Origin of the sequence: Myxococcus sp. CA040A (assembly GCF_013336725.1) — a bacterium.
GTDB classification, from domain to species: Bacteria; Myxococcota; Myxococcia; order Myxococcales; family Myxococcaceae; genus Myxococcus; species Myxococcus llanfairpwllgwyngyllgogerychwyrndrobwllllantysiliogogogochensis.
In genome coordinates, this window is the sequence record NZ_JABUMR010000010.1 from 248,971 (window position 1) to 261,094 (window position 12,124).

General features: G+C 65.7%; 11 protein-coding genes. 9 read left to right on the forward strand and 2 right to left on the reverse strand.

All coding sequences use genetic code 11. From position 1 onward, the window contains the following. The first annotated feature begins 74 nt into the window (after window positions 1-74). The 6 genes from HUA75_RS38110 to HUA75_RS38135 all read left to right on the forward strand — a co-directional run bounded on the left by HUA75_RS38110 (window position 75) and on the right by HUA75_RS38135 (window position 7,630). Window positions 75-749, forward strand: coding sequence for a hypothetical protein (locus tag HUA75_RS38110; RefSeq protein ID WP_174489230.1), 675 nt, complete (start codon window positions 75-77; stop codon window positions 747-749). Between the two features lie 37 nt (window positions 750-786). Further along, window positions 787-2,247: a hypothetical protein gene (locus HUA75_RS38115; RefSeq protein WP_174489231.1), complete on the forward strand. Its 1,461-nt coding sequence runs from the start codon at window positions 787-789 to the stop codon at window positions 2,245-2,247. Between the two features lie 59 nt (window positions 2,248-2,306). Then, entirely contained in the window at window positions 2,307-4,256 is a 1,950-nt protein-coding gene (locus HUA75_RS38120; RefSeq protein ID WP_174489232.1) for an SAVED domain-containing protein, read from the forward strand. A 38-nt stretch (window positions 4,257-4,294) separates the two neighbouring features. Next, window positions 4,295-5,368, forward strand: a complete 1,074-nt coding sequence (locus tag HUA75_RS38125; RefSeq protein WP_174489233.1) for a nucleotidyltransferase — start codon at window positions 4,295-4,297, stop codon at window positions 5,366-5,368. A gap of 235 nt (window positions 5,369-5,603) precedes the next feature. Then, window positions 5,604-7,124: a ThiF family adenylyltransferase gene (locus HUA75_RS38130; protein ID WP_174489234.1), complete on the forward strand. Its 1,521-nt coding sequence runs from the start codon at window positions 5,604-5,606 to the stop codon at window positions 7,122-7,124. A gap of 41 nt (window positions 7,125-7,165) precedes the next feature. Next, window positions 7,166-7,630: a Mov34/MPN/PAD-1 family protein gene (locus HUA75_RS38135; protein ID WP_174489235.1), complete on the forward strand. Its 465-nt coding sequence runs from the start codon at window positions 7,166-7,168 to the stop codon at window positions 7,628-7,630. Between the two features lie 34 nt (window positions 7,631-7,664). Here the strand turns inward: HUA75_RS38135 and HUA75_RS47615 are convergent, their stop codons facing one another. Both HUA75_RS47615 and HUA75_RS38145 read right to left on the reverse strand, forming a co-directional pair. Next, window positions 7,665-7,793 (reverse strand): hypothetical protein, encoded by a 129-nt coding sequence (locus HUA75_RS47615; protein WP_256433568.1) that lies wholly within the window; start codon window positions 7,791-7,793, stop codon window positions 7,665-7,667. Between the two features lie 220 nt (window positions 7,794-8,013). Next, on the reverse strand, window positions 8,014-8,883 hold the full coding sequence (locus tag HUA75_RS38145) for a GNAT family N-acetyltransferase (RefSeq protein ID WP_174489236.1): 870 nt from the start codon (window positions 8,881-8,883) through the stop codon (window positions 8,014-8,016). Between the two features lie 242 nt (window positions 8,884-9,125). Between HUA75_RS38145 and HUA75_RS38150 the strand changes: the two genes are divergently transcribed. The 3 genes from HUA75_RS38150 to HUA75_RS38160 all read left to right on the forward strand — a co-directional run bounded on the left by HUA75_RS38150 (window position 9,126) and on the right by HUA75_RS38160 (window position 12,121). Next, on the forward strand, window positions 9,126-10,148 hold the full coding sequence (locus tag HUA75_RS38150) for a linear amide C-N hydrolase (RefSeq protein WP_174489237.1): 1,023 nt from the start codon (window positions 9,126-9,128) through the stop codon (window positions 10,146-10,148). Between the two features lie 180 nt (window positions 10,149-10,328). Then, window positions 10,329-11,072, forward strand: coding sequence for a hypothetical protein (locus tag HUA75_RS38155; protein ID WP_254627987.1), 744 nt, complete (start codon window positions 10,329-10,331; stop codon window positions 11,070-11,072). 137 nt (window positions 11,073-11,209) lie between these two features. After that, entirely contained in the window at window positions 11,210-12,121 is a 912-nt protein-coding gene (locus HUA75_RS38160; RefSeq protein WP_174489238.1) for a hypothetical protein, read from the forward strand. Window positions 12,122-12,124: the final 3 nt, after the last annotated feature.

Consider the following 12,124-nt stretch of genomic DNA (forward strand, 5'->3'; position numbering starts at 1 on the left):
GTAATAAAGCCAACCAAGCGCGTCCTCTCGCGTGAGTGCTGGGCGAATCCTCGCCCAGCCGAGAGGAGCCCGACTTGAGTACGCCCCCGCCGCTGCCCGTACATGACCTCGAGAACCCGCCCGAAGCCCCCTTCTGGACCCGAGGTGATGCGTCGTCGCGACGCGTCTTCATCGTCCCCGTTTCTCCGCCCTCGTCCTTCGTAGCATTTGGAGCGCTCTGGCCGGCGGACCTGGTGGAAGTCCTCTTCATTGCACAGGGCAAGGTCGAAGAGCATCTGGGCGCGTTCGTCGAGCGGATGGCGCGGGAGGATGCGCGCGTGGAGCTGTGCGTGTGGCCGCCCCTGCCGAAAGAGTTCGTGGCGCAGTACGCCACGGTTCCTCCCTACGAGGGGCACGAGTACGAGCCACCCCCGGGGACTCCTGTTCGTGGCGCGGCGGCGGATGCCCGGGTGGACCCCTACTCGCGACTGAGGGGTGAGCCGCTGTGGGCTGGCGGGGATGCGTCCTCTCGGTACACCTATCTCGCGCCGCTGAGCGACTCCTCGCAGTTCCTGGCCCTGGGCGTCACCCGACCCTCTGATGAGGTGGTCTTCGCGGCGAAGGGTTCGTTGGTGGAGGACCTGGGAGCGCTCATCGCGCACGCGTTGAGCGAGCAGTCTTTCGTGGAACTGCACGCGAGGCCTCCGCTGCCTTCGGAGGTCCTGGGTAGATACCTCGGCCCTCCGCCCCAAGTGAACACGACCCGCTGAGTGCGCTGTCATTCCAGGACTTCCGGAGGCCGAGCCCGTGCCCATCGAACTGCTGTTGTCCCACGCTGATACCCATCAACCCGTGTTGTGCTCTGGGCTCGACGGGGAGGCGCTTCGCGATGTCCCTGCCCCCACGGGCATCGACCCATCGAAGTATCTGCGCTCCGACGTGGAGCGCCTGGATGACCTGCCCGCGCAGCGCTGGGGGCTGGTGGTGCCGGAGGAGCCCGAGGGACAGCGATTGCTGGAACTCATCAAGCCGCTTCGAGCGCTGCGCCAGCGGGAGCAGGGCGACCATCCGGTCAGGACCTACAGTGTCTCGCGCGGAATGGACCGCGAGGCCGCGCACCAATGGAAGCACAAGACGTTCGGGTCCGAGCAGGTCGCGGAGGAGGACCGCCCCCGCTATCTGCTCATCCTGGGGGACCTGGACCTGGTGTCGCTGGAGTTGCAGCAAGTGCTGTCCACCGACTCGCTGGTGGGGCGGCTCGCGTTCCCTTCTGATGAGGGCTACCGGGCCTATGTGGAGAAAGTGCTGCGCTGGGAGGAGCGGCCCTCGCCGGCGAAACGGGGGCATCTGCTCTACTACACGGCGCGGGATGGCAGCTCGGCGACCCTGCAAGGGCATGGCTTGTTGATGGAGCCGTGCTTCCAGGCTTCGAGGAGACGTCAGCAGGAGGGGAGGCAGAGAGCGCATCCACCCGTGTCGCTGGTGGAGACCGGCGAGGGGTCGGGCACAGCGGTGGAGCGCTTCCTTCGCTTTGCCTCTGGTGCGGAGCCCTCCGTGTTGTTGTCGCTGAGCCACGGGTTGGGCAGGCCCCAGGGGCGGGAGTGGACCTCCGCGGACGAGCAGCGAGCGTTACAAGGGGCGCTCCTGCTTGCTCGTGGCCAACGGCTCACGGAGGCGGAGGTCGCTTCGAGGCCGTTCCTGCCTGGCGGTATCTGGTTTGGCCTCGCCTGTTTCAGCGCGGGCACTCCCGCGCAGAGCGCGTACACTCCGTGGCTGCGGGCGCTTCCCGCGTCGATGTATCCGGCGGGCGCGGACCACGCGGCCTCGCTTCTGCCGGCTCCGGGTGAGCGCCCATTCGTCGCCGCACTGCCTCAGGCCGCGCTGGCGAATCCAGAGGGGCCGCTGGCGGTCGTGGGGCATATGGACCTGGCCTGGACCTTGGGGTTCAGCGACCAGGGACAGTCCAGGCATGACCGCTTTCATCATGTCGTCGAAATGCTGGGCCATCGGTTTCGCGCGGGGGCTGCGCTGTCTCCGTTGCTCAGGGCGGCCAACGAAGTGGGGCTGTGGCTGAGTTCGCGCTTCCATGATGCACGTGTGGCTCAAGACGCGAAGCGTCGCTCCCAGACGAGCCCTACCGATTGGGCCTTCCAGTGGCTTCAGTATCACGACCTCTCCAGCTACGTGCTGCTCGGAGACCCCGCGGTGCGGCTGCCATTGGCCGAGGACCCGTCGTCGCTCCTCGGCTCGGCGCGGATGCGGAAGTAATAAATCGATCCGACCACGTTTTTCTTGTGAATCACTACCCCTGAGAACGGCCCGAGTCTATGAGCGCTGTGGATACGCCGCTGGAAATCGTGTTGGAGTTCACCAGCGTCAGTAGTGACTTTTCATGGAGGCCGAAGGAGTACTTCGTCAAGCCTACTCATGGAGCGGGCGACTCGATTCGGATTCCGTGGCCCGCGCTACAAAAAGAGTTGGACGCGCTCATGGAGTCCGAGCAGGAGTCAGTGATCTTCGAGCGTTTTGGACAACGCCTTCGCAAGCTCCTGATGCCGTCGGACTGGGCTCTTGCCGAAGAGAAGATCATCCATGCGATTGCAATGGGAGAGCCTGTGCATCTCACCATTCGTTCCAAGAATGCGGATGAGATTTTCTATTTACCATGGGAAGTGCTGTGGCTGAAGGATGGGCGCCGGCTGGGAGGGATGAAGAACTGTCTTATCCAGTATGAAGTGGGCTCTGATACCTCCCGGGAGCCAAAGTCCCAGCCAATGGGAAGGCTTCTGTTTGCTTATTCAGCGGCGGGGGGATGGGTACCGTCCGAGGCGCATCTCGATGCCCTTTCGGACGCGTGCCAGGACGCGGGGCTCTACTTCGACCCAGGGCAAGACGTCCTTAAAAATGTCACGCGGAGGCGACTTGTCGAGAAGATGGAGGAGCCAGGGCGTCCCATCACCGCGCTCCATCTGCTGTGCCATGGCGCAAGAAGAGATGAGCGAGGGGGGAGTTTCCATGGACTCGTTTTCGATCCTATGCGCACCGAAGACGGCGAACCGGACTTCGTGGACGCCTCTGTGCTGCGGGCACTTCTTTTCTCGGCCAATCATTCCAACTCTCTGCGTCTCGTCACCCTCTGTGCATGTCAGGGTGGAGATTCGGGGACTCCAGGCTATCTGGTGCAGAGCAATGCCCGAATGTTTCATGGCCAGGGCGTTCCAGCGGTACTGGCTTCCCGACTGCAGTTGAGTTGCTCTGGGTCAGTCACTTTCACCAAGACGCTCTACCGGCAGTTGCTTGTCGGGCGCCAGAATATGCGTACGGCGCTCTCCGCCGCGCGGACGGAGCTCCTGCATAAGGAGAGGTCCAGTGATTGGATTGCACTCCAATTCTACGCAAGGGCGGGAGATGCCCACGCACTCCTGCCCTTCAGCGAGCCGCCTCCTCAGGTTCCCACGAGTACAAAACCACGTGAATTGGTCCTCATCCGACATGAAGCCTATAGCACCGCGCATGGGGAGCCGACGCAGCAGGACGCGCCCACGCTCTTCGCCGGCCTGCTGGTCCGGCCCGTGGTGAGCATCGACCAAGCGTCGAGGGTGTCGGAGCGGCGGTGGGAGAACCTGGAGCCGGAGGTGGCGAAGCTCGCTGCCCGGGATGGGGTGCTCCGTCGCCTGTTCGACGAGCGTGACACCGACATCGTGTACTTTGGCTTTCCGTACGTCTCGTTCGCGGTGCTCGCGGGCTATCTGGCCAAGACGCGTCCTGTGCACGTCCTGGAGCATGACCGGAACACGGGACGGTTCACCTGGCAGCAGGAGGTGAACGGTCCCGCGCCTCAATTGCGGATGGAGGCGGCCCCAGGTGAGACAGGCTCCGTGGCTCGGGTGCGGCTCTCCATCTCCGCCGATGTTCGCGTGGAGGAATGCGAGAAGGTGCTCCCCGCCTCGGACGTGAGGATGGACCTCCACTTCTCGCTGGAGAAGACCCAGAGGGGAATCGTGCGCCGTGAGGCGCAACTCCTGGAGTATGCGCAGCTCATTCGCGAGGCCATCGACTCGTACATCGCGGGCAACGGTGAGTTCGAGAGCGTGCATGTCTTCGCCGCAGTGCCAGTGAGCATCGCCTTCCATCTCGGGCGCGCGCTGGCCTTCACGGGCCTCCCGGAGTGCTTCGTCTACAACTTCGATGGCCGCGACGCGCCTTCCTACAAGTGGCGCATGAACATCCAGGCCGCCGCCGAGGGGCGTCCCGCCATCACTGTTTTTCCCTCATGAGTCCCTGTTCATCTCCCCCAACCAGGAGCGAAAGCACCATGGCCGTCATCCAGACCCAAATGATTCAGTTCGACGACAAGATTCGTCTCAAGCGATTCGAGGAGAACAAGGAACTCCGCGAGAAGCGCGACATCATTCTCGACAAGCTCCGAGGCAAATTCAAGGCGATGCGGGAGGACGAGAAGAAGGACGTCCCGACCTTCGACCACCTCAATCAGGGCAGCTACGAAATGGGGACGGGCATCTACCCGGAAGAGGGCGACTACGACATCGACGTGGGGCTGAAGTTCAACTGCGCGACGACGAAGTACTCGAATCCGGTCGACCTGAAGATCCTGGTGGCGGATGCGCTCGAAGCGCATACGAAGCTGGGCACGGAGGTTCGCCGCTCGTGCGTCACCGTGAAGTACCAGAAGGATGGCGAGCAGGCCTTTCACGTTGACCTCGCGGTCTACGCCTACGACAACCCCGACAGCGCTACGAAGCGCCTGTTCATCGCCAAGGGCAAGCGCGGCGCGGGCGCGGAGGACCGCACGTGGGAGTCGTCGGAGCCCAAGGAACTCACGAACTGGGTGGCCGCACGCTTCAGCGAGTCCGAGAAGCAGTCCCAGTTCCTGCGTGTCATTCGTGCCTTGAAGCGGTGGAAGACGAAGAAGTTCAAGATGGATGGACAGAATGCCCCGTCGGGCATTGGGCTCACGGTGGCGGCTGGCCTGTGGTTCACTCCGCAAGTCCGTACGGATGCTCTCACGGAGAAGACCACCGTCGACGACGTCAAGGCGATGCGTGACTTCGTCGACTCGGCGGTGAGTCGCTTCACGTGGGTGGGCGTGAAGTCGGATGGTTCGGCGTTGTATCGGCTCGTGGTGCCGCTTCCGGTTCGTCCTGGGACGGACATCTTCGTGAAGATGTCCGAGGGCCAGATGACCGTCTTCCGGGACCGGCTCATCCAGCTCCGTGACTGTCTGGACAAGGTGCGGGACGAGGTGGATGTCGTCGAGGCGTGCAAGCGGATGCAGGGACAGTTCGGAGAGGACTTCCCCGTTCCCGACAAGGGCAGCACGGGTCGCCTGGGTGGCCCCGCCATCGTCTCCAGCGCTGTCTCTGCCTGAGCACGCCATGCCCTTTCCCACCGACATCCCGCTGAGCGCGCGAATCTCCCTGCTGGAGCGACTGGCCGGCAGTGGTCTGCTCGAAGAGTGCAGCCAGGTGGTCTGTCTGCCTTCAACTCAGGGTACGCGTCCGTCCCAGATTCTAGATCCGGTGGCCTCTGGGCGCATGACGGTGGGTGGGCATGTCTTCACGCTTCAGGTGCGCCTGCCCACGGCCTTCCCGCGTTGCCTTCCCGTGGTCCGGTTGCTGGAAGTCGAGCCCCCGCTCGATCTTCCCCATCGGGTGGGCGACAAGGAGCTCTGCTTCACCTCCGACGCCAACCTGCTCGACCGGCGGAACCCGGAGGCGGTCCTTCACGGCTCACTCCTGATGGTTCGAGAGCATCTCGAGCAGATGTTCAGGGTGGACCTGACGCAGGAATACCTGCGCGAGGCATTCGCCTACTGGGGGGCGCTCGCGAAGGGGCGCTTTCTTGCCTGCGCTGTCTCCGAACGGCAGCTCCCCCAGGTGGTCCAGATCTTCTCCCTGGGAACCTTGCCGTGTGCTGTCACGGATGAAGTCGCCGGCCTTGCGGAGTTGTTGCCCGAGCGGAGCACGGGAGGGCTGCGACAGCGCAGCGCCATCTACCTTCCAGTGGACCCGGTCAGCGTCAATCCATCTTTCAGGGTGTACGAACTGGCGACGCTAGAAGGGCTCCGAAAGTATGCAGAGGCGCTGCCGGCAGACCAGAAGCAGGTGCTGACGAAGTGTGTCGAAGCCCTCGATTCGGCTCCGGAGCACTTCATCGTGCTCGCGTTGAAGCGGTCCGAGGGTGAGAGGACGCTCCTGGGGGTGCTCCTGCGGGGTATCGCCGGAGGACATCCGCTGACGAATCCGCAGGCCAGGGCGGAAGTGTTACCCTTCACGCTCCTCCGGATGGACCGCGCCTACCTCGGACTTCGAGGTGGCGCTGGCGGCGACCTCCAGAAGCGTCGTGTACTCCTCGCTGGATGTGGTGCAGTGGGTGGCTACATCGCGCTCGCCCTAGCTCGGGCGGGTGTGGCGCATCTCTCGCTGGTGGACCCTGACTTCTTCAGTCCCGACAATGTGTACCGACACGTCTGCGGGATGGGTTCGCTCGGTGCACCGAAGGTTCAGGGACTCAAGGTCGAGATAACGCGCACCGTTCCTTATGTCTCTGTATCGGGCTACCCGGAGGAGATCGGCGGCCTCCTCCGGACGAAAGAGTCCTGGGTCCGCGAGCACGACCTGATCATCTCCGCGACCGGGCATCCCACCGCCGACCTCGACCTCAACGAGTGGAGCTGGTCGAACCCAGAGCACCCTCCCGTGCTCTTCACGTGGCTGGAGCCCCTGGGACTGGGGGGACATGCGCTCCTCACCCATGTCCCACGAGGCGAAGGCCCAGCACCTGGCTGCATGGAGTGCCTCCACGCACGGCCGTATGAGGGGGGCCCTCTGGAGAATCGCGCGGCGTTCGCAATGCCCGGTGTCACCTACACGCGAGACACGCTGGGGTGTGGCAGTCGCTACATGCCCTTCGCCGACCTCGACGCCCAGCGCACCGCGGAGCTGGCTTCCCGCCTTGCGCTTCGAGCGCTCCGCCATGAACGCCCCACGGCTACACTCGTCGCATGGAGAGGCGATCCTCGCGCGTTCGAGGCGGCGGGATACTCCGTGACGCCCCGCTTCGAACGGGACGCGGATGCCGCCGACTTTCGTCGGGAGGACTGCCCGTGCTGTGGGGCGGCATGAGCACGGAAGGGCTCGTGTTTCGCCGTCTGGGTGGTGCGAGAGTGAAAATCGATGCGGCGGCGCTCGTCCGGATGCTCGGCTTCCAGCAGGTGGCCGATCACGATGCGGAGGCAGGAGGTGTCCTGCTCGGTCGCATCCTTGTGAACTGTGACGATGTCGTCATCGACGAGGTGACGTTACCGATGACGGAGGACACGCGCGGGCGCTTCACCTTCCACCGGGCCCGAAGCCGGCATCAACAGGTCGTCGATGACCGCTGGAAGGACTCCCGAGGCACTTGCCTCTATCTCGGTGAGTGGCACACGCATCCAGAGCCGTATCCCACGCCTTCACACGTGGATGTTGGAGACTGGCGCCGCCGCCTGCGTGAGGACCAGTTCGAGGGAGAGTCGCTTCTCTTCCTCATCGTCGGCACCCACTCCGTGGGGGCCTGGGAGGGACGCAGGCGCTCTCGGAGAATCCTGCCGCTTCAGCCCATGGGCGATCCCCTGGGCTGGCGTCGATGAAGGCATGAGGTCAGCGCTGCCAGGCTCCTCGCGTCTACGCCGTGGCCGCCGTCCCGAAGGACAGCCCCATGCCGTTCTCCTTCACGCGCATGCGGGACTTGGACAGCATGTGGCACTGGGAAAAGTAGCTGTGCGCCCCAGAGGGACTGGCGCGCACGTTCACGGACCCTCCGCAGAGCACAGCCGTCAGGAAGGACGAGTGAGCCTACCCCGGTTCCGTGTAGACAGGTTGGTTGAGCCGCCAGCCGCCGCGGCTGCGGGCGGGCGCGACGGCGGGAAGCGCGCCAGTTCCACATTCCCTGGCATGTCCTCGCGCAGCCGAGCCACGACACAGTGACGAGTGAAATCCATTGGACGTAAGGGATTCGCATGGGCCAAGCCCATCACGTCCGCGCCATCACCGGGAAGCGATTGGCTCCCGCGGGCAGCGAGAGGTTGCGCACGAAGAGGTCCGCCTCCATGTCCTCGCCAATCACTTCCGCCCCAGGCCACCACCGCTCGGGCGTGAAGCCGAACTGGACCGCCTTCACGGGCTCGTCCACCAATCGTGACAAATGTGGACGCAAATCGAAGCCCTCTCGCGCGAACACATCCTCGATGTAGAGCGTGCCGTCCTCGACGCCCGCGAAGACCCACGCATCCTCGCTCAGCTTGCGCAAGGGACGCGCGAAGTTCGCCGCCGCGTACCAGGTCGCGATGTGTCCGTGCCGGCGCGCACCGAAACGCTCCGTCACCGGGACGCCCTCCTCCGCCAACGCGACGAGCCTCGCCCGCACCGACGCCTCGGACACATCCAACACTGGCGCGGGCTCTCCCCTCGGCGGCACCTCCAACGTGACTCCGAACAACGTCTGCTCCCGGGGCTCAAAGCCAAAGCGCGGATAGAAGTCGAGCACCTTCTTGTTCGCGAACAACACCACCGGCGCATCCCCACACGCCTCCATCGCCGCCTCCATCGCCATCCACGCCAGGCCCTGCCCTCGACGCTCGGGCACGCACCCCACCGCGCCCAATTGATAGCCGACCACCTCGCGCCCCTCCACGCGCAGGCACATCCGCATCACGGAGGCATTCGCCACCACCCGGCCCTCGTCCACCACGCTGAACGCGCGGTAGTCGTCCGTCCACTCGCCCCAGGCGCACCAGCGGCGGAAGTCCACCGTTCGGAAGACCTGGGGCACGTACTCACAGAAGGCGGCTTGCAGCGCGGAATCACGGTGGTCGATGGCCACCACCCGAGGAACTTTCGACATGGGCGACATGAACATCACAAACGCCCGCCTGGTGGGAAATTCCCCGGAGGCGCCGCGTTTATCGGGGACGCACGTGCCTTCCGCGAGAACGCACGCCGTGGCCGCTCGCGTGCGATAGGCAACACGCCCGGGGGCACGAGACCCGCGTGCGATTTCAACCGCTGGGAATCGCTGACAGGACGGCGGATGGCGCGGCGGCTGCACAGGGCCGCCCTCGCCAACCCCACACAAGGAGCCGTCACATGTGCACCGACTTCCTCGTCGTCGCCTCGGACAAGAGCGTCGTCAATGGCCGCAGCATGGAGTTCGGCGTCGACCTCGACTCGAAGCTCCTGGTCCGAGCTCCCGGTGAGAAGTTCGTCTCCCCTTCCCCCAAGGGACTCAACGGCCTGACGTGGACGACCACCTACGGCTACGTCGGCCTCACCGCCAAGGGCAGCCTCCCCATCATGGTCGACGGGCTCAACACCGCCGGCCTGTCCACCGGCAGCCTGTGGCTGCCCGAGTCCCGCTACCCCAAGGTCACCGACAACGCCAAGGCCCTCACCCTGGCGCAGTTCCCCGGCTGGGTGCTCGGCAACTTCGCCACCGTGGCGGAGGTGAAGTCCGCCCTCCAGGAAGGCGAGGCCCAGGTCTGGGAGAGCGACTGGCTGGCCCAATACCTGCCCCTGCACTTCCCCATCCACGACGCGCAGGGCAACAGCCTGGTCGTCGAGTTCCTCGACGGCGAGATGCACCTGCACGACAACCCCGTCGCCGTGCTCACCAACGCGCCGCCCTTCCCTGTCCAAATCCAGAACCTGCGCGACTACGTGGGCCTGTCCCCCTGGGACGCGAAGCGGGTGGAACTGGGCTCGGAGACCTTCGCCCAGCCCGGCCACGGCAGCGGCCTGCGCGGCCTGCCCGGGGACCCGATGCCACCTTCCCGCTTCGTGCGGGCCGCGTACCTCAAGCAGTTCGCCCGGCCCGTCGCCAACGCCACCGAGGCCACCAGCCTCGCCTTCCACCTGCTCAACACCGTCGACATCCCGCGCGGCACGGTCCGCTCGCTCGATGAGAAATCCCTCAAGGAAGAGGACGACTACACCCAGTGGACCGTGGTCAAGGACCTCACCCACACCGTCCTCAACGTGCGCTTCTACGAGGACCTGCTCATCTACTCGGTGAACCTCAAGACGCTCGACTTCAAGGGCGCCAACGGCAAGACGTTCGCCGTGCCGACGAGCCCCGCGTCCATCGACATCACCTCCAAGCTGACGACCTGAGCCGCGGACGCCGTATCAGTCCCAAGCGCTGAGAAACGCCGTGCGACAGGCCCGTCCCCGTGATTTCCGGGGGCGGGCTGTTTCGTGTCAGGATTGAATGTGCAACCGGTGCACGCGTCGATGCGCCACTCCGCCGGGCTTCCCCAGCGCGGACCCATTCCCATCCTAGGAGCAAACCTCATGAAGCGGCTCATCCAGGGACTGTCCCTGACGTCTCTGTGTCTCTCGCTGGTGGCCTGTGGCGCGAGCAAGTTCTACACGCTGCCCGTCGCGGCGAACGATGCCTCGGCGACCAAGACGTCCATCGGAGTCTGCGCCCTGGAGAGTGGCCTCGAGTCGCATTCCGTGGACACCACGGCCATCGCCGTCACCTACGATGCGACCTCCACGATGTACTACCGTTACAATGGTAACGACGCGTACACCTTCCAGGTCTCCGTGGACGACAAGCAGGTTCCTCCGGCGGAGCTGGAGACGAAGCTCACCACGGTGCGCAAGAAGGGCGAGGAGCTGTACCTCTGCGCGCAGGACCGCATCAACCCGCGCTTCGTCGCCGCCCCCGCCCATGAGCCCTCCCAGACGAACGTCACCATCAACCTGAACGCCCCTGGCGCGAACTCGGCGGACACCGTGTCGGCCGGCGCGTCGGTGTCGACGAACACGAACACGGCCTCGGCCACGACGACGTCCTCCTCCGCGTCGGTGAACCTGAGCGAGGGCACCTGCGCCCGCGCCGTGGACTGCTATGCGCGGCTGGCCAAGACGGTCTGCGAGGGCGCGCAGGACTGCAGCTTCAAGGTGGAGATCTCCGGCAACGACGAGACGGGCTGCCGTGACGCGCTGCTCCGCGTCCCGGACCTGCTCCAGCCGTTCAAGATGATTCGCCCCAACCTCTCCGCTCCGGCCGTCTGCCGCGCCGAGTAGTCCCCAAAGACAACCCGCCTCCGGCGCCGTGCCGGAGCGCGGGCGACAGCGGCCTCCGGTTTCCCAGCCCGTGAGGAACGCGGAGTGGACTACCCTGGGCCCCTTCGCCGTGAGCCGAGGCGGGACGGGGTGGTGCCATGAGAGCGACACGCGGACATGTGCTGCTGGGGCTTCTGGTGCTGGTGGGGCTGGCCGCCGCGGGCATCGCCGGAGTGACGCTGCGCTATCGGGCCCCTCCGGCTCCCGCCCTGGCGTGGCTCGTGGGAGGGCTGCTGCTCGCGACGTGGAGCGCTCGGGCTTTCTGGAAGCGCGACGCCGACGGCGCGGCCAGGCTGCTCTTGTTCTGTTTCGGGATGCCCGCGGTCGTGCTGGGCATCTGGATGGTGGCCTCCTCGAATTTCAGCGGGCTTCCTCCGTGGCTCGCGTTGGGCTGCGCGGCGGTGACCACGTTCATCGGGGTCCGGATGTGGAAGGACTGGCGGCGGGCGGAGGTATTGCCCAACGTGCTGCTCGAATGGGCGCCGGCCGAGGACATCCTCGAAGTCGACGGCGTGCACTTCGCCGTGAGACTGGCCGTGACGGAAGAGGGGCCCGCGCCGCTGGAGCTGCACTTGATGGCGCAGGGGTGCGTGGACGCGGAGCGGGCGCTGACGCTGAAGCTGTCCGGGCCTCCCGAGTCGCGGCTGCGCTATCCGCGAGAGACGACGGTCCACCTGGAGGCGGGAGAGGTGGGCCTGCTCATCGTGCCGCTCTTCCCGGTCCCCGGGGTCCCGGCGCCCGGCAAGCTCTCCCTGCAGCCCAGTGCCCGAGGTCCCTCGGCGCCACGCCTGCGTCACTGGCGCGCGCGGCGCTACGAGGGGCCCCTCCATCCCGCGATGAGAGTCCTGGGCCTGTTCGCGGGCATCCTCACCTGGGGTGGCGGGATGCACGTCGAGGTGGCGGGGGTGTCGGAAGGGAAGCCTCCTCCACCCCAGCTCCCCGAGGCGCGGTGGAAGGTGCTGTGGCGGCCGGGCGCGGAGGAGATTCAGCAGGCCCGCGCCGCGGCCTGAGCG

What these genes read in the sequence shown, in the direction of transcription:
- HUA75_RS38120 (WP_174489232.1), top strand. Translation starts at nt 2,307, where the DNA reads ATGAGCGCTGTGGATACGCCGCTGGAAATCGTGTTGGAGTTCACCAGC.
- HUA75_RS38125 (WP_174489233.1), top strand. Translation starts at nt 4,295, where the DNA reads ATGGCCGTCATCCAGACCCAAATGATTCAGTTCGACGACAAGATTCGT.
- HUA75_RS38145 (WP_174489236.1), bottom strand. Translation starts at nt 8,883, where the DNA reads ATGTCGAAAGTTCCTCGGGTGGTGGCCATCGACCACCGTGATTCCGCG.
- HUA75_RS38150 (WP_174489237.1), top strand. Translation starts at nt 9,126, where the DNA reads ATGTGCACCGACTTCCTCGTCGTCGCCTCGGACAAGAGCGTCGTCAAT.
- HUA75_RS38155 (WP_254627987.1), top strand. Translation starts at nt 10,329, where the DNA reads ATGAAGCGGCTCATCCAGGGACTGTCCCTGACGTCTCTGTGTCTCTCG.
- HUA75_RS38160 (WP_174489238.1), top strand. Translation starts at nt 11,210, where the DNA reads ATGAGAGCGACACGCGGACATGTGCTGCTGGGGCTTCTGGTGCTGGTG.